Genomic DNA, 25,137 nt, shown 5'->3' with positions numbered 1-25,137 from the left:
CGCCGTCGTCCTGTGTGCCTGGGCCTCTTGCGCTACCACGACAGCTCGGACGGGTCCGCGCGCCGCGCGTTGCGCTCCTCGCGCTGGATGCGCCCGTCGCCCAGGTGCAGCACGCGGTCGGCCATCGCGGCGATGGCGGCGTTGTGCGTGATCACCACCACCGTCGTGCCCAGCTCCTGGCTGATGCGCGCGATCACTTCCAGCACCAGCTTGCCGGTCGGGTAGTCCAGCGCGCCGGTGGGCTCGTCGCAGAGCAGCACCTGGGGGCGCTTGACGATGGCCCGTGCGATCGCCACGCGCTGCTGTTCGCCCCCCGAGAGCTGCGACGGGAAGTGGTTGCGCCGCGGCGCCAGGCCGACCAGCGCCAGCGCCTCGTCCGGGTCCATCGGCGCCTCGACGATGTCGGTGACCAGCGCGACGTTCTCGCGTGCCGTCAGGCTCGGGATCAGGTTGTAGAACTGGAACACGAAGCCCACGTTGACGCGCCGGTAGCGCGTCAGCGCCTCCTCGTCCAGCGTGGTCAGCTCCTGCCCGGCGTAGCGCACCGAGCCGCTGGTGGCCACCTCCAGCCCGCCGAGGATGTTCAGCAGGGTCGACTTGCCGCTGCCCGAGGCGCCCAGCAGCACCACGAACTCGCCCGCGCGCACCTCCAGGTCCACCCCGCGCAGCGCCTGCACCTGCAGCTCGTCGCCGTCCTCGCCGGTGCGGTAGACCTTGGAGAGGTCGGTGACGACGAACAGCGCCTCCTCCGGAGGCCGCGCCCCAGCCGTGACGGATTGCTCGATCGCGCCCATGCCGCCATGTTGCGCCGCGGTGAACGCAACAGTCTTGACGGGGGGCAAACTGACCGGGTGGTCAGCGAGGCGGGGGATCGACGCCCCGGAAGAAAAGAAAAAACCCCAAGCGCCGTCGGCACTTGGGGTTCATCTTGGCGGAGAGAGAGGGATTCGAACCCTCGATACGGGAGTACCGTATACCGGATTTCGAGTCCGGCGCATTCGACCACTCTGCCATCTCTCCTGATCACGCCCGCCTGGACGGCGGTGCTGGCGGTCGGTCCAGCAAAGGAGCGAGAGTATAGCCGATCAATCCATCAGGGCCGCAGCAGCGCCTGCCCACCGAGGTAGGGGCGCAACACGGCCGGCACGGTGATGCTGCCGTCGGCATTCTGGTGGTTCTCCAGCACGGCTACGAGGGCTCGGCCCACCGCCAGGCCGGAGCCGTTGAGGGTGTGGACGAACTCGTTCTTGCCCTGGGCGTTCTTGAAGCGCGTCTGCATGCGGCGGGCCTGGAAGGCTTCGCAGTTGCTGCAGGAGCTGATCTCGCGGTAGGTGTCCTGCGCGGGCAGCCAGACTTCCAGGTCGTAGGTCTTGGCGGAACCGAAGCCCATGTCGCCGGTGCACAGCAGCACGACGCGGTAGGGCAGTTCGAGCGCCTGCAGGATGGCCTCGGCGTGGCCGACCATGTCCTGCAGCGCCGCGTCGCTCTGATCCGGGCGGGTGATCTGGACCATCTCGACCTTGTCGAACTGGTGCTGGCGGATCATGCCGCGGGTGTCGCGCCCGCCCGAGCCGGCCTCGGAGCGGAAGCAGGGGCTGTGCGCGGTGAGCTTGATGGGCAGCGCGTCGGCGGCGAGCACCTGCTCGCGCACGCTGTTGGTCAGCGAGATCTCGGAGGTGCTGATCAGGTACTGCTCGGCCTGGGTCTCGTCACCGCCGCGGCTGACCCAGAACATGTCTTCCTTGAACTTGGGCAGCTGGCCGGTGCCTTCGAGCACCTCGCGGTTGACGATGTAGGGCGTGTAGCACTCGGTGTAGCCGTGTTTCGTGGTCTGCGTGTCCAGCATGAACTGGGCGAGCGCGCGGTGCAGGCGGGCGGCGGGGCCCTTCAGGAAGGCGAAGCGCGAGCCGGAGAGCTTGGCGCCGGTCTCGAAGTCCAGGCCCAGCGGGGCGCCGAGGTCGACGTGGTCCTTGACGGTGAAGTCGTAGGTTTTGGGGGCACCCCAGCGGCGCACCTCGACGTTGTCGGTCTCGTCGCTGCCAACGGGCACGTCGGCCTGCGGCAGGTTGGGCACCGACATCAGCATGCCGTTGAGTTCGCCCTGCAGCGCCTCCAGGCGGGCGGCGCCGGCGGACATCTCGTCGGCGATGGCGTTCACCTGCGCCATGGCCTGCTCCACCTGCGCAGCGGTGTCCTCCCCCTTGGCAGCGCGGCCCTTGAGCATGCCGATCTGCTTGGAGAGCTGGTTGCGCTGGGCCTGCAGCTCCTCGGTGCGGGTCTGCAGGGTCTTGCGCTCACCTTCGAGCGCGGTGAAGCGCGCCACGTCGAGGTAGGGCTGGGGGGTCTGGCGGGCCTCGAGCCGGGCCACCACCGCGTTCAGGTCGCGGCGCAGTTGGGTGATGTCGAGCATGGAAGGTTTCCTGAGGATGGGTCGTGCGCCGGGGTTGCGGCCCGGCGGCGGGTATCTGGCGTTGGCCGGGTCAGGATCGGCCGGTGGCAGCTTCCGAGGCCTGGGCCACTTGCCCGGCGTGCGCGGCCATCGACCGGTCGCCCAGGCCCTTGGGCAGCGGGAATTCGGTGGATTCCTCGGCGCCGGGCATCGTGCGAACGCTGAGTGCGCCCAGCGCCTTGAGACGTTCGATGACCTGCTGCACCAGCAACTCGGGCGCGGAGGCGCCGGCGGTCAGCCCGACCCGGGCGGCGTGGCCGAGGCCGGTGAACCACTCGGGCTTCAGCTCGGCGGCGCTGTCGACCATGTAGGCCGGCGTGCCGCGGCGCTCGGCCACCTCGCGCAGGCGGTTGCTGTTGGAGCTGGTGGGGCTGCCGACGACGATCACCACGTCGGCCTCGCCGGAGAGCAGCTTGACCGCGTCCTGCCGGTTCTGGGTGGCGTAGCAGATGTCCTGCTGCTTGGGCTCGCGCACCAGCGGGAAGCGGGCCTTCACCGCGCTGAGGATGCCCGCCGCGTCATCCACGCTCAGGGTGGTCTGGGTGACCACGGCGAGGCGGTCAGGGCGCTTCACCGGCACGTGGGCCACGTCGGCGGCGTCCTCAACGAGGTAGATGCCCTCGTGCAGCTGGCCCATCGTGCCCTCCACCTCGGGGTGGCCCTTGTGGCCGATCATGATGAACTCGTAGCCTTCCTTGGCGAGCTTGGCCACCTCGACGTGCACCTTGGTGACCAGCGGGCAGGTGGCGTCGAAGATGCGGAAGCCGCGCGCTTCGGCCTCCTGCTGCACGGCCTTGCTCACGCCGTGGGCCGAGAAGATCAGCGTGGCGCCGGGGGGCACCTCGGCCAGGTCCTCGATGAAGATCGCGCCCTTGGCCTTCAGGTCGTTGACCACGTAGGTGTTGTGCACGATCTCGTGGCGCACGTGGATCGGCGCGCCGTAGAGCGTGAGTGCACGCTCTACGATCTCGATGGCGCGGTCCACGCCGGCACAGAAGCCGCGCGGCTGTGCCAGCACCACTTCCTGCACGGCGGCAGGGGCGTTGGCGATGGGCGCACTCATCACAGCACCCCGATGAGCTGGACTTCAAAGGTCACCGGCTGGCCGGCGAGCGGGTGGTTGAAGTCGAACTCGACCCACTCCTTGCCGCCGCTGGGGTCCACCGCCCGCACCACGCCGGCGAACGAGCCCTGGCCATCCGGGGTGGGGAACTGCACCGCGTCGCCGACGGTGTAGGTCTCGCAGGGGTCACCCATGTCGCGCAGCACCTTGGCGGCCAGGCGCTGCACCATCGCCGGGTTGCGCTCGCCGAAGGCCGCGCCAGCGGGCAGCTCCAGGGTGTGGCGGCTGCCTTCTTCCAGGCCGATCAGGCGCTCCTCGATGGCCGGCGACAGCGTGCCGGTGCCCAGCGACAGCGTGGCCGGCTTGGACGTGAAGGTGTTGATCACGTCGGCACCGTCCGGGCCGGCGAGGCGGTAGTGGAGGGTGAGGAAGGAACCCGCTTGAACCTGGGACATGGTGGATCCTGTGGGCTGCGCGGCGGCATCGGCGCGCGGCAGCGTTGTGTGGGTAGACTGGCCGCGATTTTAGGTGCCGCCTCCATGGCCGGCCCCGCGCCCGAGCCACCTACCGCACGACGCCGATGAAAGACCTGCCCGCCGCGCTGCGTCCCCGCGAGAAGCTCCTGGCCCAGGGCCCGGCGGCGCTGGCCGATGCCGAGCTGCTGGCGCTGCTGCTGCGCACCGGGACGCAGGGCCTGGGGGTGCTGCAGATGGCCGAGCAGCTGCTGGCGCGCAACGGTGGCGTTTCCGGGCTGCTGCGCACGGAGCCGAACCAGCTCGCCAAGGTCAAGGGCCTGGGGCCCGCCAAGTTGGCCGAGCTGCAGGCGGTGCTGGAGCTGGCGCGGCGCGCGCTGACGGCCGAGCTGGCGCAGCGGCCGGTGTTCGACAGCCCCACGACGGTGCGCGAGTACCTGAAGCTGCAGCTGGCCGACCTGGCACACGAGGTGTTCGCGGTGCTGTTCCTGGATGCGCAGCACCGGCTGATTGCCTACGAGCCGCTGTTTCGAGGCACGCTGACGCAGACCAGCGTCTACCCGCGCGAGGTGCTCAAGCGCGCGCTGGCGCTCAACGCCGCGGCGGTGCTGCTGGCGCACAACCATCCCTCGGGCGTGGCCGAGCCCTCGCGGGCCGACGAGTTCCTGACCCAGTCGCTCAAGAACGCGCTGGCGCTGGTCGACGTGCGCGTGCTCGACCACCTGGTGGTGGGGCGGGGGCAGATCGTCTCGTTTGCCGAGCGGGGGCTGCTGTGAAGACCTCGTGGGATGAGCTGGCGGCGATCGGCCGCGAGCTGACGGAGCGCCGCCGCCAAGCCGAGGCCGCTGCCGCGCAGCGCGCCGCCGAGGAAGCGGCCCGGCAGCGCGAGCACGACCTGTTTGCCCGCACCGTCGGGCCGGTGACGCCGTTGCCGGACACCGGGCTGGCCGAGCTGAAGCGCCCGCGCCCGGCGCCGATCCCGCGCCAGCGCCAGCGCGACGAGCAGCAGGTGCTGCGCTCGTCGCTCTCCGACGAGTTCGACCCGGTCACGCTGATGGAGACCGACGATCGGCTGAGCTACCACCGCGTCGGCGTCGGCCCGGAGGTGTTGAAGAACCTGCGGCAGGGGAAGTGGACGGTGCAGGGGCAGATCGACCTGCACGGCCTGCGCCGCGACGCGGCCCGCGAGGCGCTGAGCGGCTTCCTGGCGGAGGCGGCCAAGCAGGGCTGGCGCTGCGTGCGCGTGGTGCACGGCAAGGGCCTGGGCTCGCCCGGGCGCGAGCCGGTGCTCAAGGGCAAAGTGGCGAGCTGGCTGGCGCAGCGCCGCGAGGTGATGGCCTACACCCAGGCGCGCGGGCCGGACGGCGGCGCCGGCGCGCTGATCGTGCTGCTGGAAGGGCGCGTTCCGCGCCAGCGCCACCTGCGGCGCTGGCTGGGTGAGAACGATTGATCGGGCGAACTGGCGTGCCGCCGCTCAGGTGGCGATGTTGCGCATCCAGTCGGCGGTCTTGAAGAAACTTTCGTTCAGGCGGGCGACCAGCACCGGGTCGAGCTCGGCTTCCTGCATCGCCTGGTGCATGCAGGCCAGCCACTGGTCGCGCTCGCGCACGCCGATCGCGAAGGGCAGGTGGCGCATGCGCAGGCGCGGGTGGCCGAAGCGCTCCTCGTAGTGGCCCGGCCCGCCCAGCCAGCCGCAGAGAAACCAGAACAGTTTGTCGCGCGCATCGTCCAGCGTGCTGCCGTGCACGGCGCGCAATTCGCGGTAGGCCGGCTCCAGGTCCATCAGGTCATAGAAGCGGTCGACCAGGGCGCGCACACGGGCTTCACCGCCCACCCAGTCGAAGGAGGTGGCGGGTGGGGTGGGAGAGTTGGCAGGGGCGGCGGAGTCGGTCACGGGCTGGGCAACGGCGGGTTTGGGGCGGTGCCCCGTGGGCTGGTGAGGCGGCTGGCCAGTTGCATGATGGCCAGTGCGGCCTTGGCGCCCGGGTAGGTGAGCATCAGGAGCTGGCGGCGCTGCACCGCGTCGCGCACCGAGGGGTCGGTGGGGATCTCGCCGAGGTAGGCCAGCTGCACGGGCCGGCCGTCGGGCAGGCGCACGAAGCGCTCGATCACGGCCTGCAACTGCTGGGCGACGCCCCGGCCCTCGCCGCTGCGGCTGCACTGGTTGACCGCCAGCAGCGTGCCGGTGCGGCCCTGCTGCACGGCCAGCACCTTGATGGTGGCGTAGGCGTCGGTCAGGGAGGTGGGCTCGGGCGTGGCCACCACCAGCACCTCGTCGGCCAGCGAGACGGCATAGAGCACCACATCGGAGATGCCCGCGCCGGTGTCGATCAGCACGTCGTCGTAGTGCGGGCGCACGGCGGCCAGCAGCTCGACGAGCTGCTCGCGCACCTCGGGCGTGAGGCGCGAGTACTCGACCAGGCCCGAGCCGGCCAGCAGCACCCGGAAGCCACCGGGGGCGTCGAGGGTGGCCTGCTCCAGCGTGGCCCGGCCGGTGAAGACGTCGTGCAGCGTGGTGGAGGGGTGCAGGTTGAGCACCACATCGAGGTTGGCCAGGCCCAGGTCGGCGTCGATCACCAGCACGCGCCGGCCGTGGCGGGCCAGCGCGGCGGCAAGGTTGGCCGCGACCATGGTCTTGCCGACGCCGCCCTTGCCGCTGGTGACCGCCAGGATGCGCGCACCGGCGGCCGACGCGGGGCGCGGCGCGCGGGGGGCGGTAGAGGAGGTCGGGGCGTTCATGGCTGGGAAGGATCGGTGGGGCGGGTGGCGGCATCGGCCGGCGGCGTGGCCATGGCGTTGGCCGCCGAGCCGAACAGCAGGCCGCGCTCTTCAGGGGTGACCTCTGACTGCGGTGCGGCTTCCAATTGCGTGCAATTGCGACCACTGGATTTGGCCCGGTAGAGCTGCTGGTCGGCGCGCCCCAGCCACAGAGACGGGGAGGAGCGCACCCAGGCCGGTGCAAACGCCCCGCCGATGCTGATCGTGATCTGCAGGGACTGGCGCGGCGAGATCGGGATCGCCAAGCACTCGATCGCCATGCGAACCCGCTCGGCGACCGCGCGGCCGAAGGCCGGCGGGCAACTGGGCAGCACCGCGGCGAACTCTTCGCCGCCGATGCGCGCCACCGTGTCCATGGGTCGCACGCTGTCTTGCAACGTGCGCGCGACCGCCTGGATCACCAGGTCGCCAGCGGCGTGGCCGTGGGTGTCGTTGACGCGCTTGAAATGGTCGATGTCGGCCAGCAGCAGCAGGGCGGGCTCGCCCGAGCGGGCGACACGGTCGACCTCGCGGTCCAGCGCCGCCTCGAACTGGCGGCGGTTGGCCAGCCCGGTCAGCGGGTCGCGGCTGGAGAGTTCGCACAGCCCGTCCACCAGGGCCTGCATCCAGGCGGTCGAGCCGGGCTCGACCCCTTCCGGCCAGGCCTGGCCCGAACGCTGCAGCAATTGCAGCGCCGTCTCCAGCCGCAACTCGCCGGCCTGGACGGGGATGCGCTGCACCTCCGGCCCGGCTGATTCGGCGATCTCGGCGCTGACGGGAAAGCGTAAGGAGCCTGGTCTCACGAGCTCGTTGGGGTTGTCGGTTCGTGACGGCCACGCGGGCACCCGGGGAGTGCACGGTGAACCAGCGGGGGGCCAGATCGATCCTGCAGCCCGCTGCTGCGCGTGTATCACGCATGGGCTGGCCGAGACTGCAAACTGAAAAAGCCGCTGAGTCAGTCTAACCCAGGCCCTCACCGCCCAGACACGGAAATGGCTGCTTCCGCCGGCCAACTTCGGGCATCGGGTCCGGTGCGGCACCGGGACACTTGGCAGCGAACCCATCTTCCCATCCGTGATGGCAGCGGCCGCCAGCCTGGCGTTGCTGCCGCTCGGACCTGACAGCGCAACCAACCGCATGGCCACCTCCCGCCTCGTTGACGACCCGGGTGCCGACCTGATCGGCACGGACGCCGCTGCGCGCGAGTTCAGCTTCGATGCGCGCGACTTCGCCCGCGTGCGCCAGCTGATCCACCAGCGCGCCGGCATCAGCCTGCACGAGCACAAGCACGCGATGGTCTACAGCCGGCTGGCGCGCCGCCTGCGCGAGACCGGCCACCGCTCCTTTTCAGCCTACCTGCAGTGGCTGGAGCAAGCCACCGGCGACGATGCGCTGCGCGAGTGGCAGGAGTTCATCAACTGCCTGACCACCAACCTGACCTCCTTCTTCCGCGAAGAGCACCACTTCCCGCTGCTGGCCGAGGCGCTGCGCGCGCTGGCCGGGCGCAGCCCGCGCCTGTGGTGCAACGCGGCCTCCACCGGCGAGGAGCCCTACTCCCTCGCGATGTGCGTGGCCGAGACGCTGGGCCCTGGCGGTGGCACCAAGATCCTCGCCAGCGACATCGACACCAACGTGCTGGCCACCGCCCAGCGCGGCGTCTACCCAGCGGACGCCCGCGGCCTGAGCGCCGAGCGGCTCAAGCGCCACTTCCTGCGCGGCACCGGCAACAACGCCGGCTTCATCCGCGTGCGCCCCGAGCTGGCGCGGTTGATCGAGTTCCGCCACTTCAACCTGATGAGTCCGCAGTGGTCGCTGGGCGAGCCCTTCGACATCGTGTTCTGCCGCAACGTGATGATCTATTTCGACGCGCCCACCCAGCGTCGCGTGCTGGAGCGCATGCACGCAGCCATGCGGCCGGGTGCGCAGCTCTTCGTCGGCCACTCCGAGAACTTCACCGACGCGCGCGACCTGTTCCAGCTGCGCGGCAAGACCGTCTACCAGCGTGTCTGACCCGGACGAAGCCTCCGCGTCACGCCCCTCCATTGCCAGTCGAGGCCCCATGAACGCCGTCATCCCTCCCACCCCGGCGACCGCGCCGCGCTCCAAGCGCCTGGAGTTGCTGCGCGCCGCTCCCCGCAAGCCGGGCGAAGCCTCGTTCTTCTTCTACGACGCCTTCTTCCGCTCGGATGCCGTCAAGGTGCTGCCGGGCGAGTACTTCGTCTACGACGAGGACGTGCTCATCATGACCACGCTGGGCTCCTGCATCGCCGCCTGCATCTGGGACCGCGTGGCCCACGTCGGCGGGATGAACCACTTCATGCTCCCGGATGTGGGTGCGGGCATGGCCGACGGCGGGCGCTACGGCTCCTTCGCAATGGAACTGCTGATCAACGAGCTGCTCAAGCGCGGCGCCAACCGCATGACGCTGGAGGCCAAGGTCTTCGGTGGCGCGGCGGTCATCAGCGGCATGAGCAGCCTCAACGTGGGCGAGCGCAACACCAAGTTCGTGCTCGATTACCTGGCCACCGAGCGCATCCCGGTGGTGTCCAAGGACGTGATGGAAATCTACCCGCGCAAGGTCTGCTTCCTGCCGCACAGCGGCAAGGCAATGGTCAAGCGCCTGGCGCCGACCCACAGCGACGCGGTGGCCGCCATCGAACGCGATGCCGTCCAGAAGGTCCGCAAGAGCAGCAGCGCCGGCGGTTCCGTCGATCTGTTCTGACGCGTCACCACGGTCCCAGAACAACCCGATTTCAGGAGAACAGCGATGGCCAAGACCCGCGTGGTGGTGGTGGACGATTCCGCCCTGGTGCGCAGCCTGTTGAGCGAGATCATCAACCGCCAGGGCGACATGGAGTGCGTCGGCGCCGCGAGCGACCCGCTGGTGGCGCGCGAGATGATCCGCAACCTCGATCCGGATGTGATCACGCTGGACGTGGAGATGCCGCGCATGGACGGCATCGACTTCCTCTCCAAGCTGATGCGCCTGCGGCCCATGCCGGTGGTGATGGTCTCCACGCTGACCGAGCGTGGCGCCGAGGTCACCCTCAAGGCGCTGGAGCTGGGGGCGGTGGACTTTGTCGCCAAGCCGCGCATCGGCATCGCCGACGGCATGAAGCAGCTGGCACAGGAGATCACCGACAAGGTGCGCATCGCCGCCCGGGCCCGCGTGAGCCGCCTGGTCACCGCACCAACGCCCGGCCCTGCAGCCGCCGGGGCCATCGCCAGTGCCGGTACCGCTGCCGGGACCGCCGGTATGGCGCCGCCAGCCGCTGGCGCGGCAGCCGGCCGCCCGGTGCAGCCCGACGCGGCAGGCAGCGCCCCGCTGGGCCGCATCTCCACCGAGAAGCTGATCTTCATCGGCGCCTCCACTGGCGGCACCGAGGCCACCCGCGAGGTGCTCACGGGGCTGCCGGCCGATGCCCCCGGCGTGCTCATCACCCAGCACATGCCGCCGGGCTTCACGCGCAGCTACGCCGCGCGCCTGAACGGCCTGTGCCGCATCGCCGTGAAGGAAGCCGCCGACGGCGAGCGCGTGCTGCCCGGCCACGCCTACATCGCCCCAGGCGGCATGCACCTGTCGGTGGAGCGCTCCGGCGCCAACTACCTTGCCCGCGTGCGCGATGGCGAGCCGGTCAACCGCCACAAGCCCAGCGTGGAGGTGCTGTTCCAGTCCGCGGCCCGCGTGGCCGGGCGCAACGCCATCGGCATCATGCTCACCGGCATGGGGGCCGACGGCGCGCAGGCGATGAAGACCATGCGCGATGCCGGCGCCTACAACGTCGCGCAGGACGAGGCCAGCTGCGTCGTCTTTGGCATGCCGCGCGAGGCGATCGGCGCTGGCGCGGTGCACGAGGTGCTGCCGCTCAAGCAGATCGCCGACCACCTGATGCGCCACCTGCGCGAGAACGCCGGGGCGACGCTGCACCGGGTGTGACGCTCACCCGGGTGCCAGCACCGGGGTCGATGCCCGCGCCGGGTCAGGCCAGGAACCGCTCCTGCAGGTCACTCAGGAAGTCGAAGCCGCGCGCCGTCGGCACGACCCGCCCCTGCGCCTGCGTGATCAGCCCCTGCCGTTCGGCCTCATCGAGCTTCGCCCGCACGGCCGACAGCGGCAGCCCGGTGCGCTCGGGGAAGAGGGCGAGGTCGAAGCCCTCCTTCAGCCGCAGCGCGTTGAGCATGAACTCGAAGGGCAGGGCACGGCGGGTGACTTCCTCGTCGTTCGACACCGCCTGGCCGGCCAGGGCCTTCTCCATGTAGGCCGCCGGCTCGCGCCAACGCACCTGGCGCACGACGCGGTGCGGGAAGCTCAGCTTGCTGTGCGCGCCGGCGCCGATGCCGAGGTAGTCGCCGAACTGCCAGTAGTTCAGGTTGTGGCGGCAGCGGTGGCCCGGTTGCGCGTAGGCCGACACCTCGTAGCGCTGCAGGCCGGCCTCGCCGGTCAGCGCGGTGATCTGGTCGAGCATCTCGGCCGACAGGTCGTCGTCCGGCAGCCCAGTGGGCGGCGCGTTGGCGAAGCGGGTGTTGGGCTCGATCGTCAGGTGGTAGACCGACAGGTGCGTGGGCTGCAGCGCCAGCGCAGTGCGCAGGTCCTCGGCCGCCTTCGCCAGGTCCTGCCCGGGCAGGGCGTACATCAGGTCGAGGTTGAAGGTGTCGAAGGCCTCGCGCGCCTCCTCGGCCGCGGCAATCGCCTGGGCGCGGTCGTGCACCCGGCCGAGTGCGGCCAGCGCGGCGTCGTCGAAGCTCTGCACGCCGATCGACAGCCGGGTGACGCCCGCGGCGCGGAAGGCGCGGAAGCGCTCGCGCTCGAAGGTGCCGGGGTTGGCCTCCAGCGTCACCTCGGCACCGGGCAGCAGCGGCAGGCGGGCGCGCACCTCATCCAGCAGCCGGGCAATCGCCTCGGGCGAGAACAGGCTGGGCGTGCCGCCGCCGATGAAGATGCTGTGTACTTGGCGGCCCCAGACCAGCGGCAGCGCGGCCTCCAGGTCGGCGCGCAGGGCGTCGAGGTAGCGGGTCTCTAACTGCGGATCGAGATGCCGGCCGTCGGATGCGGCCGTCCGCTCATGGGAATTGAAGTCGCAGTACGGGCACTTGCGCAGGCACCAGGGCAGGTGCACGTACAGGCTCAGCGGCGGCACCGCGCCGAGCTGCAGGGTGCCGGGGCGCAGGTAGCGGGAGACCAGATCGTCAGCCAAGCTGCCAGACCTCGCGCATCAGGGCCACCATCTGCGCCGACGCCCGCGCGCGGTGGCTGAGGCGGTTCTTCACCTCGGTCGCCATCTCCGCGGCGGTGCAGCCCTGTGAGGCGATGTACATCAGCGGGTCGTAGCCAAAACCGCCACCGCCTTGCTGCACGGCGAGGATCTCCCCATCCCAGCGGCCGAAGGCGATCAGCGGCTCGGGGTCGTCGGCCGAGCGCACGGCCACCAGCGCGCAGACGAAGCGCGCACGCCGGGTGTCCGCCCCCGCCAGATCGGCCAGCAGCCGGGCGTTGTTGGCGGCGTCCTGGCGGGCGCGGTGGGCCTCGCGGTCATCGGCCGGGTTGCGGTCGATCGGCGCAAAGTGGGCCGACTGCACACCGGGGTGTCCGCCCAGCGCATCGACGCACAGGCCCGAGTCGTCGGCGATCGCCGGCAGGCCCGAGGCCGCGGCGGCGTGGCGGGCCTTGGCCAGCGCGTTCTCGACGAAGGTGTGGTGCGGCTCGTCGGCCTCCGCGATGCCCAGGTCGCGCTGGGCGACCAGCGTGACACCGGTCGCGCCGAGCAGGGCCTGCAGTTCCTTGAGCTTCTTGGCGTTGTTGGAGGCCAGCACGAGGCGGCGGCCAGGACTGTCGCTGCGGCTCATCGCGGCCTCAGCCTTCGACGGCCTGGCCGGGCGTGCCGGCGAGCGCGGCCTTCTGCAGCTCGACCAGGCGGCGGATGCCCGCCTCGGCCAGGCTGACCAACTGCAGCATCTCGGCGTGGCTGAAGGCCGCGCCTTCGGCGGTGCCCTGCAGCTCGACGAAGCCGCCGGCGCCGGTCATGACCACGTTCATGTCGGTGTCGCAGGCGGAGTCCTCGACGTACTCCAGGTCCAGCAGCGGCGTGCCGGCCAGGATGCCCACCGAGACGGCGGCGACCTGATCGCGGATCGGGCTGGCGGGGATCTTGCCGGCGGCGATCAGCCCGTTGACCGCATCGGCCGCGGCGACGAAGGCGCCGGTGATCGAGGCGGTGCGGGTACCGCCGTCGGCCTGCAGCACGTCGCAGTCCAGCGTGATCGTGCGCTCCCCGAGGACCTTGAGGTCGAAGACGCAGCGCAGCGAGCGGCCGATCAGGCGCTGGATCTCCTGGGTGCGCCCGCTCTGCTTGCCCTTGGCGGCTTCGCGGGCGCTGCGGGTGTGGGTGGAGCGCGGCAGCATGCCGTACTCGGCGGTGACCCAGCCTTCGCCGCTGCCCTTCTGGTGCGGCGGCACGCGCTCCTCGACCGAGGCGGTGCAGAGCACCTTGGTGTCACCGAACTCGACCAGCACCGAGCCCTCGGCGTGCTTGGTGTAGCCGCGGGTGATGCGGATGGGGCGCAGTGACGCGGGGGCGCGGCCGTGGGGGCGGGAGGTGGTCATCGGGAGAGCGGTCCTGGAAGAACGAAAGCCGCGCGGAGGCGGCGTCGAAGGGGGTAGGGGCGAGTGTCCCACCACCGGGGCGGAACACGGCCGTGAGGTCAATCGTTCAGCTGCGCTTCTGGGCGCTGCGCTTGATGGCCTCGTTGATCTCGCGGATCGAGCGCTCGATCTCCTCGTCGTCGAGCAGGTCGTCCGGGCTGCCGGGGCCGACACCGGACTGGATGGTCGAGGCAAACACCTCGTCGCCCAGCTCCTCGGTGCTGATGCCGACCGCGCTGTCCTCGTCCTCGGCGGACTCCCACTCGACGGCGATGACGGTGACGTTGTCGCTCTTGTCGCCCGCGATGCGCAGGGCCTGTTCGACCAGCTCGGGTGCCGCTTCGGTGATCGGCAGCGCAGCCATCTGGCGGGTGATGTCCTCGTCCTCGACACTGCCCCACAGGCCGTCGGAGCACAGCAGCACCTTGTCGCCGGGCTGCATCGTCAGCGGGCCGACGATGTCCACCACCGGCTTGCCGGGGCTGCCCAGGCAGGTGAAGAGCACGTTGCGGTTGACCCGCTCGCCCAGCGGAACCACGCCGGCCAGGCTCTCCTGCAGCTCCGAATAGGAATGGTCGCGGGTGCGCGCCATCAGCTTGCGCCCGCGCACGAAGTACAGCCGCGAGTCACCGCAGTGTGCCCACCAGACTTCGCGGCCCTGCATCACGCAGGCGACGATGGTGGTGCGCGGCGTGTCCAGCAGGGCGCGCTCGGTGGCATAGCGGATCAGCGCGTGGTGGCCGGCCAGGATGGCCTCGTTGAGGAAGCGCCGCACGTCCTTGAGTACCGGCTTGGCATCGCGCTGGAACTGGTTGGCCAGCACCTGCAGCGACATCTGCGAGGCCACCTCGCCCTCCGGGTGCCCACCCATGCCATCGGCCAGCGCGAACAGCCCCGAGTCCCGCGTGTAGCAGTAGCCCATGCGGTCCTCGTTCTTCTCGCGTCCGCCCCGGCGGCTGATCTGGTAGACGGAAAAACGCATGCGTGGGATCCGGTTCGCGAGGGCGTGGACGTGGCGGGGCAGGGACGGCGACCGTGCCGGCTCAGGTCTTGGTCCCGGCCTTCATGTTCTCCAGCTGCAGCTTGAGCCGCTCACTGAAGCTGAGCTTGGTGTAGCGCCGCTCGGTTTCACGCGCCAGCTCTTTCTGCAGCGCGAACACACTCTGCGGGCGCGACAGCGGATCGAGCGCCATGCACCACTCGGTGACCTCGATGAGGTTGTCCGAGTAGACATTGCGCAAACGCGACAGCGACAGGTTCAGGCGGTCCTTCTCGATGCGCTGCGGCGCGTCGTTGGGCGGATAGCCCTGCATGCAGGCATAAATGCAGGCGCCGATGGCGTAGATGTCGGTCCACGGACCGAGCGAGCCGTCGCGGCGGTACATCTCGGGGGCGGCAAAACCCGGCGTGTACATCGGCCGGATGAAGTTGCCTTCCTTGCTCAGCACCTCGCGCGCGGCGCCAAAGTCCAGCATCACCGCCTTGTTGTCGTTGGTGATGAAGACGTTGGCCGGCTTGATGTCCAGGTGCAGCATCTTGTGCTGGTGCACGATGCGCAGGCCGCGCAGGATCTCGTCGAACAGGCTGCGGATGGTGCTCTCGCGGAAGACCTTGTCGCGCTTGAGATCGCGGGCGGTGACGATGAAATCCTGCAGGGTGTCCCCCTGCAGGTAGTTCATCACCATGTAGACGGTCTCGTTCTCGCGGAAGAAGTTCAGCACCGAGACCACGCTCGGGTGGCTGATCTGCGCGAGCGAACGGCCTTCCTCGAAGAAGCTCTTCAGGCCGAGCCGGTACAGCGGCTGCTTCTCCGGCTTGACCTTGGGGACGAGTTCACCCGGCGCACGCTCGGCGAGCGAGGAAGGGAGGTATTCCTTGAGCGCCACCAGTCGCCGCTCGCTGTCTTCGGCGAGGTAGACGACGCCGAAGCCTCCTGCTGCCAGCTTGCGAACGATCTGATAGCCACCTACCACGGTGCCAGGGGGCAACGGGGCAGGTTTGGGCTTTGACATAATCGAGTTTTGCTTGGGCGATTTGCGCGATGGCAGTTTACAGCATGACCGGCTACGCCAGTGCCACCGCAGGTGCACGGCCCGCCGAAGGGGACACCGGCAGCACTGCACCCGCGCGCAGCGGTGGGGGCGTGACGGTCGAGATGCGCACGGTCAACAGCCGCTTTCTGGATCTGGTGCTGCGGCTGCCGGACGAGTTCCGCGGCCTGGAGCCAGCCTTGCGCGAACTGCTCGCCTCGGGCCTGCGCCGTGGCAAGGTGGAGTTGCGCCTGAGCTTGGAGCGCGGCGCCGATGCCGACGCCGCCGCGCCGCAGCCGGCCCAACTCAACGCCCTGGCGCGCCTGGAGGGCCAGGTGCAGACCTGGCTGCCGCGCGCCACCGGCCTGACGGTCTTCGAGGTGCTGCAGTGGTGCCGCAGCACCGCGCCGGCGCCGGCGCTGGACGAGGCGGTGCTCGACGCTGCCCGGCGCTGCCTGGCCCAGCTCCGCGAGGCGCGTGCGCGCGAGGGTGCCCGGCTGGTCGACATCCTGATGGAGCGGGTCGAGCGCCTGCGCGTGCTGGCCACACAGGCCCAGCCGCTACTGCCCCAGGTGGTGGCGCGCCAGCAGCAGCGCTTCCTGGAGCGCTGGCAGGAGGCCATTGCCTCGGCCGGCGCCAACCAGTCGCTGCCGGCGCAGGCGCTGGCCGAGCGGGCGATGTCCGAGGCGGCGGCCTTCGCACTGCGCATCGACGTGGCCGAGGAGCTTTCGCGCCTGGGCGCCCACCTCGATGAGATCAGCCGCCTGCTCAAGGCCGGTGGCGAACTGGGCAAGCGGCTGGATTTCCTGATCCAGGAGCTGCACCGCGAGGCCAATACCCTGGGCAGCAAGTCGGCCGCCCTGGAGCTGACCCAGATCTCGGTGGAGATGAAGGTGCTCATCGAGCAGCTGCGCGAGCAGGTGCAGAACGTCGAGTGACCATGGAATACGCTGGCAATCTTTTCGTCGTCGCCGCGCCCTCGGGCGCCGGCAAGTCCAGCCTGGTGAAGGCGCTGCTGGAGCTCGATGCCCGCCTGGCGGTGTCGGTCTCGCACACCACGCGCGCGCCGCGCGGGCAGGAGCAGCACGGGCGGGAATATTGGTTCGTCGACAACCCGACCTTCGACGCCATGGTCGCGCGTGGCGACTTCTACGAGTGGGCCCAGGTGCATGGCAACCGCTACGGCACCTCGCGCCAGGCCATCGAGGCGCGCCTGCAGGCTGGCGAGGATGTGGTGCTGGAAATCGACTTCCAGGGTGCCTTGCAGATCAAGCAGCTGTTCGCGCAGGCAGTGCTGATCTTCATCCTGCCGCCGTCCTGGGAGGAGCTGCGCCAACGCCTGCAGCGCCGCGGCGAGGACTCGCCCGAGGTGATCGAGCAGCGCATGGCCAATGCGCGCGTCGAGGTGGCGCAGGCCCGGCAGTTCGACTACATCGTGGTCAACGCCCTGTTCGAAACCGCGCTGTTCGACCTGAAAACCATCGTCCACGCGCAGCGGCTAAAATACTTGGCTCAGCGTCGCAGCCGCCCTGCGGTCTTTGGCGCTCTGCAGCTGAACTGATGCCTCCGGCGTCGGTCTGCCCTGAACCGTCTCACTTGGTAAGCCATGGCCCGCATCACCGTCGAAGACTGCCTGAACAAGATCCCCAACCGTTTCCAGCTGGTTCTGGCGGCCACCTACCGGGCACGCATGCTCAGCCAGGGCCACGCCCCGCGCATCGAGACCAAGAACAAGCCGGGCGTGACGGCGCTGCGTGAGATCGCCGCTGGCGAGATCGGCATCGAGATGCTGCGCAAGGTGCCGACCTGAATCGGCTGAGCGAAACGAGCGGCGTAGCGCGCCGCGACGGCTCCCACGTCGGGCGCCGGGTCTGCCGAGGCGATCGGTGGAGCCGGCGCCCGATGCCATTTCTGGTGCACCGCTGCGGGTGACACGGTAGAGTGCGTCCATGGTGTCTCGTGCTGCCGATGTCCTGCGACGCATGTTCATCCCGCCCTGGGTCGGGCGGTCCGGACGCGTGGCGTCCGAAGGCGAGGCCACCGGGGCGGTGGCAGCGCCGGGCCCGGGTGCGCGTGGTCCGCGTCCGGGGCGCAACGGGGTGCTGGGCGAGCATGGCGAGAGTGCCAGCTCCTTCGCCCAGCTGAGTGCCAAGCTCGACTACCTCGACGAGGCCGACCAGCGCCGGGTGCGCGAGGCCTACCGCTTTGCCGACGAGGCCCATCTGGGCCAGTTCCGTGCCAGCGGCGAGCCCTACATCACCCACCCGATCGCCGTGGCCGGCCTGTGCGCCGACTGGAAGCTCGACGCCCAGGCCATCATGGCCGCGCTGATGCACGACGCCATGGAGGATTGCGGCGTCACCAAGCCCGAGCTGGCCGAGCGCTTCGGCGCCAGCACCGCCGAGCTGGTGGATGGTCTGACCAAGCTGGACAAGCTGCAGTTCTCGACCCGCGAGGAGTCGCAGGCCGAGTCCTTCCGCAAGATGCTGCTGGCGATGGCGCGCGACGTGCGGGTCATCCTCATCAAGCTGGCCGACCGCATGCACAACATGCGGACCATGGACGCGATGGCGGCCAACAAGCGCTCTCGCATCGCGCGCGAGACCCTGGAGATCTACGCGCCCATCGCCCATCGCCTGGGCCTGAACCAGAGCTACCGCGAGCTGCAGGAGCTGTCGTTCAAGTTCCTGCAGCCCTGGCGGCACGGGGCGCTGTCCATGGCGGTGCACCGCGCACGCGGCAACCGGCGCGACCTGGTCGAGCGCTTGCAGCGGGAGGTGGACGCGGCCTTCCGCCAGGCGGAGCTACCTGCGCGCGTCTACGGGCGCGAGAAGACCATCCACTCCATCTACGCCAAGATGCGCGAGAAGCACCTGAGCTTTGCCCAGGTGAGCGACATCTTCGGCTTCCGCATCGTGGTGCCCTCGCTGCCGGAGTGCTACCTGGCGCTGGGCGTGCTGCACCAGCTCTGCAAGCCGGTGCCGGGGCGATTCAAGGACTACATCGCCATCCCGAAGGCGAACGGCTACCAGTCGCTGCACACCACGGTGGTCAGCCCGCTGGGGACGGCGGTGGAGTTCCAGATCCGCACCGAGGCGATGCATGCGGTGGCCGAGGCGGGGATCGCGGCGCACTGGATGTACAAGATCGGCCAGGGCGCCGACAGCGACGATCCGCAGCGCGTGGGCAAGCTCTGGCTGCAGTCGCTGATCGACATCCAGAGCGAGACGCGCGACTCGGCCGAATTCCTGGAGCACGTCAAGATCGACCTGTTCCCCGAGTCGGTCTACGTGTTCACCCCCAAGAGCAAGATCCTGGCGCTGCCCAAGGGCGCCACGCCGGTGGACTTCGCCTACGCGATCCACTCGCGCGTGGGCGACCACTGCGTGGCCGCGCGCGTGAACGGCGAGCCGGTGGCGCTGCGCACCGAGCTGCGCTCGGGCGACGTGGTGGAGATCGTCACCGCCCCGGCGGCGCGGCCCAATCCGGCCTGGCTGAACTTTGCCCGCACGGGCCGGGCGCGCTCCAAGATCCGCCACCACCTGAAGAACATGGAGGCCGAGGAGTCCTACGAACTCGGCCAGAAGCTGCTCGCGCAGGCCCTGCGGGCCGAGGGCCTGCAGCTGCCGGCGCTGGACGACCACGACAGCGAGGCCGATGCGGCGCTGTGGCAGTCCCTGGCGCGCTGGAGCGGCAACCGCAACCGGCGCGAGCTGCTGGTCGACATCGGCCTGGGCCGCAAGATCGCCACGATCGTGGCGAAGCGGCTGGCGCGCCAGATGGTCGAGCGCGGCCAGCGCCCCGATGCGCTGACGCTGACGATGGGCCGCTACGCGCCCGAGGCGGACGTGCCCTCGCAGGGCATGGTGATCATCGACGGCACCGAGAACGCCACGGTGCGGCTGGCCACCTGCTGCCGGCCGATCCCGGGCGATGCGATCGTCGGCTACCTCGGCCGCGGCGAGGGCCTGACGGTGCACACCGCCGAGTGCTCCGTGGGCCGGCGGCTGTTCGAGCGCGACGCCGAACGCTGGCTGGGCGTGGAGTGGTCCGAGCACCCGCTGCGGGCCTTCCAGTCCGCCGTGGTGATCCTGGTGCGCAATGGCAAGGGTGTGCTGGCCCAGGTGGCGCAGGCGGTCAGCGCGGCCGAGGCCGACATCGCCCACATCGACATGGACCCGGCCGGCGAGGGCGAGACCACCGAGCTCAAGCTGCTGCTTGCGGTGCGCGACCGCCAGCACCTGGCCGACGTGCTGCGCGCGGTGCGCCGCTGCGCGGTGGTCGTGAAGGTCGCGCGGATCAAGCCTTGACCCACCCCCGTTGCGGCTGACGCCGCTCCCCCTCAAGGGGGCGCAACCAGCGGCCCGGCAAAGCCGGTTCCGCGGTTGCTGCTGGTAGGCGGCCTACTCAGTGAGATTCGCCAGGGGCAGGGTAGCGCACCTCGATCACTTCGAGCTTTTCCAGCCCGCCGGGGGTCATCAGCTGCACCTCGTCGCCTTCGCGTGACTTGAGCAGGGCGCGGGCGATCGGGGCCACCCAGCTGACTTCGCCGGCCAGGGCGTCGGCCTCGTCGATGCCCTTGATCGTGATGGTGCGCTCCTCGCCGCGGCCGTTGGCGTAGGTGACGGTGGCGCCGAAGAACACCTGGTCACGGCCGTGGTGGGCGGACGGGTCGGCGACTTCCGCGATGTCCAGCCGCTTGGTGAGGAAGCGGATGCGCCGGTCGATCTCGCGCAGGCGCTTCTTCCCGTAGAGGTAGTCGCCGTTCTCCGAGCGGTCGCCGTTCTTGGCCGCCCAGGACACCGTCTCGACCACCTTGGGCCGCTCGACGTCCAGCAGCTGCATCAGCTCCTCGCGCAGGCGCCGATGGCCCTGTGGGGTCATGTAGTTGCGCGTGCCCGCCGGTAGTGGCGGCAGGCCAGGGGCGTCGTCCTCGTCGTCGTCGCCGGTGTCGCGCTCGCGCGTGAAGGCCTTGTTCATCGGCCCCGATTGTGCAGCGCCCGGCCGCGCAAAGCCGCTGGACCCCGAAATGCAGCAGCTGCGCCGGATGTGCGGATTTCGCGATCCAAACGCGCATTTCTTCACAAGTCAGCGCTGAGCCGGCCCTCAGGCCCGGGGGGTGGATGCCGAAAAAACACCCAGTCGACTTCAGCAACCCACCACCCGGAGATCCGCGACCTTGACCCATTCGAGTTCGCCCATCACGTCCCTGAGGGCCATTTACATGTCTCGTCCCCATTTCGCCCAAGACCCCGTCGACCCCCTGCTGACCACGCGTGAGGCGGCGCTGCGGTTGGGGGTGTCGCTGCGCACCGTCCAGCTCTGGGTGGAAGCCGGCACGCTGCCCGCGGGCCGCACCCCGGGTGGGCACCGCCGCATCCGCCTGTCGGCCGTCGAGGCCCTGGCACAGCGCAGCGGGCTGCGTGCTGCTGCGGAGTCGAGTGCTTCGGTCGCCGGTGGCAACTCCACGCTGGATGTGCTGCTGATCGCCGCTTCGGTCGACCAGTTGCAGGCCTGGCAGGACGCGCTGCAGTCCCTGGGGCCGCAGATCTCGCTGCGTGGCGCCAACAACGGCTACACCGGCATGCTGCAGCTCGGCCGCAAGGTGCCGGACCTGCTGATCACCGACCTGTCGATGCCTGACATCGATGGCTACGCGATGCTGCTCACCCTGGCCAGCCTGAACGACTATGCCGCGATGCGCGTGCTCGCCATCACGGCGCAGACGCCGCAGTACATCGCCGAGCGCGGTGGCCTGCCCGAGCGGGTGCGCGTGTTGCACCAGCCGGCGCCGGCCCAGGCCGTGCGCAGCTGGGTGGACAACGAGCTGGGCCGCCTGGCGCGACCTGCCAAGCTGGGTGTGGTGACATGAACGACGCGTTCCGCCTCCTGTTCGACCAGGTCAAGAGTGGCGTGGTCTGGGTGCAGCGCAACGGCAACGTGCGCTATGCCAACAAGGCGGCGGTGCAGCTGACTCCCTGCATGCTGGGGCGGCCCTTCATGGATCCGGCCGTCGACAGGGCCATCCGCTCCGCCGGCGAGGGGCTGCTGACGCTGCCTTTCGTGTTCGAGACCCGCACCCAGGAAGCCAACCCGGACACCGTGCGCGCCGTCATCATCCCCGCGCCGGTCGGCAATGACCTGATGCTGGTGCTGAACAACGTCTCCGAGGAGCGCTGGTACACCCAGGCGCTGGAGAACCTGATCCGCTACATCGAGGCCGAGATGGCCCAGCCGATCGAGCTGTTGGCTGGCGATCTGGCGGCCATGGCAGCCCCTGGTGGCGGCCTTGATGGCCTGCCGGGCAACCGACTGTCCAGCAACGCCCAGCTGCTGTCGGGCAAGCTCGGCAAGCTGCGCGACCTGGTCAAGGTCTTCGGCAGCGGGGCCATCCGCCGCGATGACCGCATCGTCATGGCCGCACTGGTGCGCCGTGCGCTGAAGGACGTGTCACCTCAGCTCGATGCGCGCAACGTCACCATCACCCTGTCGGAGATGGATGAGGAGGTCACCGTGTACGGCAGCCCGGACTGGCTCTCGCGGGCGGTGGTGGAGTACCTGGAGCACGTGGTGCAGCAGGCGCGGCGCGGCGCGGTGGTGGACCTGTCGCTGACGGGCACTGGCACCCGCGTGCTGTTGCGCTCGCGCAACCGTGGGCTGTTCGTGTCTCAGCATGACCGCCGCAGCGCCTTCGTGCCCTTTGGCGTGGGTGACCACCCGGGCGATGCCCATCAACGCATCGGCATGGCGCTGGCGCGCTATGTGGTGGAGCAGCACGGCGGCTCGGTGCGCATCGAGGACGAATTCGATGCGGTGGACTTCGTGATCGAGATCCCGGCCGGTGCGCCTGCGACACAGGATGCCCAGATGTCGGTCGAACAGGCGCAACGCTATGCCCACGACATGGCCCAATTGATGGCGCGCAGCGCCAAGCGCCGCGCGACGGCACCAAAGACCGGCACCTCGGGTTGATCCGGTCCCGCCGTCTCCAGCGACCCGACCTGCAAGGAAACCGACATGACCCACCGTATCCTGATCGTCGAAGACCAGGCTGACATCCGCAAGCTCATCCGCATGACGCTGGAGTTCGGCGATTTTGAGCTGCACGAGGCGGCCGATGGCGAGTCCGGCTTGAACCTGGCGCGCGCGGTGCGCCCGCACGTGATGCTGCTGGACGTGATGATGCCGGGGCTGCTGGACGGCTACCAGGTTTGCCGTCACATCAAGCAGGACCCGCAGCTGCGTGGCATCCAGGTGATCATGCTGACCGCCCGCGGCCAGGCCACCGACGTGGCGGCTGGCGAGGATGCCGGTGCCGACGCCTACCTGGTCAAGCCCTTCAGCCCGCTGGAGCTCATCGACCGGGTCGAGGCCATGGTCTCGCCAGACGCGGTGCCCTGACCGCCGTGTGCCCCGTGAACACGCCTGCTGCCCCTGTCCGCCCGTCCCGCCGTGCGGGGCGTCTGCACGCCCCTGTCCGGCCGACCTGGCTGGCTGCGGTGCTGGCCACGCTGGCGACCCCTGCTGCCAGGGCGGGCGAGGCGGTGTTGCCTGGCACGGCCCCGCTGGCGCAGGTGGCCGCCGTCGGGCTCTGCGGCGTCGTGCTCGGCGCATTGCTGGTGGCCGGCTTCGAGCGCTGGCGCCGACACCAACGCCCTTCCCAGGGTCAACCCCAGCGCCCGCGCGCGCACCAGGGGTCGTCCCCAGCTCAGGCCGAGCCAGCCGCCCGGACCCGGCTTGAAGGCAGCAGCGTCTACGCCGCGGCACTCAGCGAGGCCGCACCGGATGCGATGGTAGCCACCGACGCGCAGGGCACGATCGAGTGGGCCAACCGGGCCAGCGCCAGCATCTTCGGCCGCGCGCCGGAAGAGCTGCGCGGCGGCAACCTGCGCCAGCTGCTGCCGATGTTCGGCGGCCAGACCATCGGCGAGTGGATGGCCCAGTACGGCATCGCCGGGCGGGTGGTCGGCATGGCAGCCGACGGCCTGCGGGTCGACGGCACGGGCTTCCCCTGCGCGGTCTCGGCCAGTGCCTGCGAGGTGCGCGGCACGGCCCACTACATCTTCATGGTGCGCGACACCACCGACAGCAAGTGGGCCGAGCAGGAGCTGCTGCTGCGCGAGCGCGCGCTGGAGTCGGCCGCCGATGGCATCACCATCGCCAGCATGGAGCTGCCAGGGCAGCCGGTGATCTATGCCAATGCCGCCTTCCGCCGCATCACCGGCTATGGCGCCGACGAGGTGATCGGCCGCAACTGCCGCTTCCTGCAAGGCGAAGGCACCTGCCAGGAGACGATCGAGGAGATCCGCCGCGCGATCGACGAGTCGCGTTCGACCCGCGTGGTGGTGCGCAACCTCCGCAAGGACGGGGTGGCCTTCTGGAACGAGCTGCGCCTGTCCCCGGTGGTGCGCGAGGACGGCCGCGTGACCCACTACGTGGGCGTGCAGACCGACATCAGCGAGCGCATCCGCAACCACGAGGAGCTGCAGCAGCGCACCGAGCGGCTCAACACCATCTTCGATCTCAGCCCGGATGGCTTCGTTGCCCTGGATGAGCGCGGCATCGTGACGGTCGTCAACCCGGCCTTCGAGCGCATGACCGGCATCGTCGCTGCCGAGCTGGTGGGGCGCCCCGAGGGAACGCTGGCCGACCGGCTGGCCGAGATCTGCCGCGGCAGCGAGTCCGTCGAGCGCCCCGGCGTCGCGGCGGAAACCCTGCCGCTGGTCGAAGGTGGCGCGGTGCCGCAGCGCTCGCTCGGCGGCGAGCTGCTGCACCTGGCGGTGCCGACCCAGCGCACCCTGCTGCGGCGCATCCGCCACAGCCGCGGTGCCGGCCACGAGACGGTGATGTACTTTCGCGACATCACCCGCGAGCTGGAAGTCGATCGCATGAAGAGCGAGTTCCTCTCGATGGCCGCGCACGAGCTGCGCACGCCGATGGCGAGCATCTTCGGCTTCACCGAGCTGCTGATGCGCCGCTCCTTTGACGAGGGGCGCCGCCAGGACATGCTGTCCACCATCCACCGCCAGGCCGGCCTGCTGATCAACCTGGTCAATGAGTTGCTGGACCTGGCGCGCATCGAGGCGCGCCGTGGCAAGGACTTCCACCGCCGCGTGCAGTCGCTGGCGCCCATCATCGAGTCGACCCTGGCCGGCATCCTGATGCACAACGACCCGCGCAAGGTGCAGGCCGAGTTGCCGGACGAGCCGGTGCACGTGCTGGTGGACGAGTCCAAGCTGTCGCTGGCGCTGACCAACGTCATTTCCAACGCGTACAAGTACTCGGCCAAGGACAAGCCGATCCGCCTGATGCTGATGCGCCGCGAGGGCGGCGGTCGCGCCGAGGTGGGCATCCGCGTGCAGGACCAGGGCATTGGCATGACAGCGCAGCAGCAGGAGCGGTTGTTCGAGCGCTTCTTCCGTGCCGATACGTCGGGCAACGTCCCCGGTACCGGGCTGGGCATGACGATCGTCAAGGAGATCATCGAGCTGCTCGATGGCCACATCGAGGTGCACAGCGAGTTCGGCCGGGGCTCCGCGGTGACGCTGTGGTTCCAGGTCGTGCCGGTGCCGGCGCCGGCCATGGCGGCGCTGCCGATCGTCGAGGCCGGCGCCGCGGGTTGAGGCTCAGAGAGACCGGGCGCCGGTCGCGCCAGGTGCGCCAAGCAACTTTACAAAGCCGGCACGTGGCCTCAACCGGCCGCGGTGATCATGCGGCCAGTGTCG

At 70.0% G+C, this 25,137-nt stretch carries 26 protein-coding genes and 1 tRNA gene; 13 read left to right on the top strand and 14 right to left on the bottom strand.

Translation table 11 applies throughout. The annotated features are described in order from the left end of the window. Positions 1-32 precede the first annotated feature (32 nt). The 5 genes from NGK70_RS22760 to NGK70_RS22740 all read right to left on the bottom strand — a co-directional run bounded on the left by NGK70_RS22760 (position 33) and on the right by NGK70_RS22740 (position 3,967). Positions 33-794 carry an ABC transporter ATP-binding protein gene (locus NGK70_RS22760; protein ID WP_251970734.1) on the bottom strand — a complete coding sequence of 254 codons (762 nt, stop codon included), beginning with the start codon at positions 792-794 and terminating at the stop codon, positions 33-35. Between the two features lie 135 nt (positions 795-929). After that, positions 930-1,020: transfer RNA gene (locus NGK70_RS22755), tRNA-Ser, on the bottom strand. Positions 1,021-1,093: 73 nt separating this feature from the next. Beyond that, complete coding sequence (gene serS, locus NGK70_RS22750; protein ID WP_251970733.1) at positions 1,094-2,410, bottom strand: serine--tRNA ligase; 1,317 nt, start codon at positions 2,408-2,410, stop codon at positions 1,094-1,096. Between the two features lie 70 nt (positions 2,411-2,480). Continuing rightward, positions 2,481-3,512, bottom strand: coding sequence for a 4-hydroxy-3-methylbut-2-enyl diphosphate reductase (gene ispH, locus NGK70_RS22745; protein WP_251970732.1), 1,032 nt, complete (start codon positions 3,510-3,512; stop codon positions 2,481-2,483). Continuing rightward, entirely contained in the window at positions 3,512-3,967 is a 456-nt protein-coding gene (locus tag NGK70_RS22740; protein WP_251970731.1) for an FKBP-type peptidyl-prolyl cis-trans isomerase, read from the bottom strand. The genes ispH and NGK70_RS22740 overlap by 1 nt, the downstream gene beginning before the upstream one ends. 125 nt (positions 3,968-4,092) lie before the next feature. Between NGK70_RS22740 and radC the strand changes: the two genes are divergently transcribed. After that, the gene (gene radC, locus NGK70_RS22735) at positions 4,093-4,761 is read left to right on the top strand and encodes a RadC family protein (RefSeq protein ID WP_251970730.1); all 669 of its coding nucleotides are present in this window, start codon (positions 4,093-4,095) and stop codon (positions 4,759-4,761) included. Then, on the top strand, positions 4,758-5,435 hold the full coding sequence (locus NGK70_RS22730) for a Smr/MutS family protein (RefSeq protein WP_251970729.1): 678 nt from the start codon (positions 4,758-4,760) through the stop codon (positions 5,433-5,435). Before radC ends, NGK70_RS22730 begins: the two co-directional genes overlap by 4 nt. 24 nt (positions 5,436-5,459) lie before the next feature. On the opposite strand, the gene NGK70_RS22725 is transcribed toward NGK70_RS22730, so the two are convergent. Genes NGK70_RS22725 through NGK70_RS22715 form a run of 3 tightly spaced genes read right to left on the bottom strand, consistent with a single transcriptional unit; the run spans position 5,460 to position 7,545 of the window. Next, positions 5,460-5,879, bottom strand: a complete 420-nt coding sequence (locus NGK70_RS22725) for a group II truncated hemoglobin (protein ID WP_251970728.1) — start codon at positions 5,877-5,879, stop codon at positions 5,460-5,462. Then, the gene (locus NGK70_RS22720) at positions 5,876-6,724 is read right to left on the bottom strand and encodes a MinD/ParA family protein (RefSeq protein ID WP_251970727.1); all 849 of its coding nucleotides are present in this window, start codon (positions 6,722-6,724) and stop codon (positions 5,876-5,878) included. Before NGK70_RS22720 ends, NGK70_RS22725 begins: the two co-directional genes overlap by 4 nt. Then, positions 6,721-7,545: a GGDEF domain-containing protein gene (locus NGK70_RS22715; RefSeq protein ID WP_251970726.1), complete on the bottom strand. Its 825-nt coding sequence runs from the start codon at positions 7,543-7,545 to the stop codon at positions 6,721-6,723. Before NGK70_RS22715 ends, NGK70_RS22720 begins: the two co-directional genes overlap by 4 nt. Positions 7,546-7,879: 334 nt before the next feature. On the opposite strand from NGK70_RS22715, the gene NGK70_RS22710 reads away from it, so the two are divergent. The 3 genes from NGK70_RS22710 to NGK70_RS22700 are packed head-to-tail and all read left to right on the top strand — an operon-like array spanning position 7,880 to position 10,679. Beyond that, complete coding sequence (locus NGK70_RS22710) at positions 7,880-8,752, top strand: CheR family methyltransferase (RefSeq protein ID WP_251970725.1); 873 nt, start codon at positions 7,880-7,882, stop codon at positions 8,750-8,752. 49 nt (positions 8,753-8,801) lie between these two features. Continuing rightward, on the top strand, positions 8,802-9,464 hold the full coding sequence (gene cheD / locus NGK70_RS22705; RefSeq protein WP_251970724.1) for a chemoreceptor glutamine deamidase CheD: 663 nt from the start codon (positions 8,802-8,804) through the stop codon (positions 9,462-9,464). Between the two features lie 45 nt (positions 9,465-9,509). Then, positions 9,510-10,679, top strand: a complete 1,170-nt coding sequence (locus NGK70_RS22700) for a protein-glutamate methylesterase/protein-glutamine glutaminase (RefSeq protein WP_251970723.1) — start codon at positions 9,510-9,512, stop codon at positions 10,677-10,679. A 43-nt stretch (positions 10,680-10,722) separates the two neighbouring features. Here NGK70_RS22700 and hemW read toward each other — a convergent pair whose 3' ends face one another. From hemW to NGK70_RS22675, 5 genes are all read right to left on the bottom strand, one after another. Next, complete coding sequence (gene hemW, locus NGK70_RS22695; RefSeq protein WP_251970722.1) at positions 10,723-11,937, bottom strand: radical SAM family heme chaperone HemW; 1,215 nt, start codon at positions 11,935-11,937, stop codon at positions 10,723-10,725. Then, complete coding sequence (gene rdgB, locus NGK70_RS22690) at positions 11,930-12,586, bottom strand: RdgB/HAM1 family non-canonical purine NTP pyrophosphatase (protein WP_251970721.1); 657 nt, start codon at positions 12,584-12,586, stop codon at positions 11,930-11,932. The genes hemW and rdgB overlap by 8 nt, the downstream gene beginning before the upstream one ends. Before the next feature lie 7 nt (positions 12,587-12,593). Continuing rightward, a complete protein-coding gene (rph, locus tag NGK70_RS22685; RefSeq protein WP_251970720.1) occupies positions 12,594-13,343 on the bottom strand; it encodes a ribonuclease PH in 750 nt (249 codons plus the stop codon). Between the two features lie 106 nt (positions 13,344-13,449). Next, on the bottom strand, positions 13,450-14,364 hold the full coding sequence (locus NGK70_RS22680) for a PP2C family protein-serine/threonine phosphatase (RefSeq protein WP_251970719.1): 915 nt from the start codon (positions 14,362-14,364) through the stop codon (positions 13,450-13,452). Positions 14,365-14,425: 61 nt separating this feature from the next. Beyond that, positions 14,426-15,394 carry a serine/threonine protein kinase gene (locus NGK70_RS22675; protein WP_251970718.1) on the bottom strand — a complete coding sequence of 323 codons (969 nt, stop codon included), beginning with the start codon at positions 15,392-15,394 and terminating at the stop codon, positions 14,426-14,428. Between the two features lie 29 nt (positions 15,395-15,423). Between NGK70_RS22675 and NGK70_RS22670 the strand changes: the two genes are divergently transcribed. The 4 genes from NGK70_RS22670 (at position 15,424) to NGK70_RS22655 (ending at position 19,722) form a co-directional block, all read left to right on the top strand. Then, positions 15,424-16,350, top strand: a complete 927-nt coding sequence (locus tag NGK70_RS22670) for a YicC/YloC family endoribonuclease (protein WP_251970717.1) — start codon at positions 15,424-15,426, stop codon at positions 16,348-16,350. A gap of 2 nt (positions 16,351-16,352) precedes the next feature. Then, positions 16,353-16,973 carry a guanylate kinase gene (gmk, locus tag NGK70_RS22665; protein ID WP_251970716.1) on the top strand — a complete coding sequence of 207 codons (621 nt, stop codon included), beginning with the start codon at positions 16,353-16,355 and terminating at the stop codon, positions 16,971-16,973. A gap of 45 nt (positions 16,974-17,018) precedes the next feature. Beyond that, positions 17,019-17,222, top strand: coding sequence for a DNA-directed RNA polymerase subunit omega (rpoZ, locus tag NGK70_RS22660; protein WP_251970715.1), 204 nt, complete (start codon positions 17,019-17,021; stop codon positions 17,220-17,222). Between the two features lie 172 nt (positions 17,223-17,394). Continuing rightward, a complete protein-coding gene (locus tag NGK70_RS22655) occupies positions 17,395-19,722 on the top strand; it encodes a RelA/SpoT family protein (RefSeq protein ID WP_428985624.1) in 2,328 nt (775 codons plus the stop codon). A gap of 97 nt (positions 19,723-19,819) precedes the next feature. Here NGK70_RS22655 and greB read toward each other — a convergent pair whose 3' ends face one another. Continuing rightward, positions 19,820-20,392: a transcription elongation factor GreB gene (greB, locus tag NGK70_RS22650; protein WP_251970713.1), complete on the bottom strand. Its 573-nt coding sequence runs from the start codon at positions 20,390-20,392 to the stop codon at positions 19,820-19,822. Positions 20,393-20,636: 244 nt separating this feature from the next. On the opposite strand from greB, the gene NGK70_RS22645 reads away from it, so the two are divergent. Genes NGK70_RS22645 through NGK70_RS22630 form a run of 4 tightly spaced genes read left to right on the top strand, consistent with a single transcriptional unit; the run spans position 20,637 to position 25,035 of the window. Beyond that, positions 20,637-21,284 carry a helix-turn-helix domain-containing protein gene (locus NGK70_RS22645; RefSeq protein ID WP_251970712.1) on the top strand — a complete coding sequence of 216 codons (648 nt, stop codon included), beginning with the start codon at positions 20,637-20,639 and terminating at the stop codon, positions 21,282-21,284. Then, entirely contained in the window at positions 21,281-22,384 is a 1,104-nt protein-coding gene (locus NGK70_RS22640) for a sensor histidine kinase (RefSeq protein ID WP_251970711.1), read from the top strand. The genes NGK70_RS22645 and NGK70_RS22640 overlap by 4 nt, the downstream gene beginning before the upstream one ends. 45 nt (positions 22,385-22,429) lie before the next feature. Then, positions 22,430-22,813: a response regulator transcription factor gene (locus NGK70_RS22635; RefSeq protein WP_251970710.1), complete on the top strand. Its 384-nt coding sequence runs from the start codon at positions 22,430-22,432 to the stop codon at positions 22,811-22,813. A 14-nt stretch (positions 22,814-22,827) separates the two neighbouring features. Next, positions 22,828-25,035: a PAS domain-containing sensor histidine kinase gene (locus NGK70_RS22630; RefSeq protein WP_251970709.1), complete on the top strand. Its 2,208-nt coding sequence runs from the start codon at positions 22,828-22,830 to the stop codon at positions 25,033-25,035. Positions 25,036-25,137: the final 102 nt, after the last annotated feature.

The sequence above is a fragment of the Sphaerotilus microaerophilus genome (assembly GCF_023734135.1).
In the GTDB taxonomy this organism is placed as follows: Bacteria; Pseudomonadota; Gammaproteobacteria; order Burkholderiales; family Burkholderiaceae_C; genus Sphaerotilus; species Sphaerotilus microaerophilus.
This window is presented reverse-complemented; position numbering and strand designations above follow the sequence as displayed.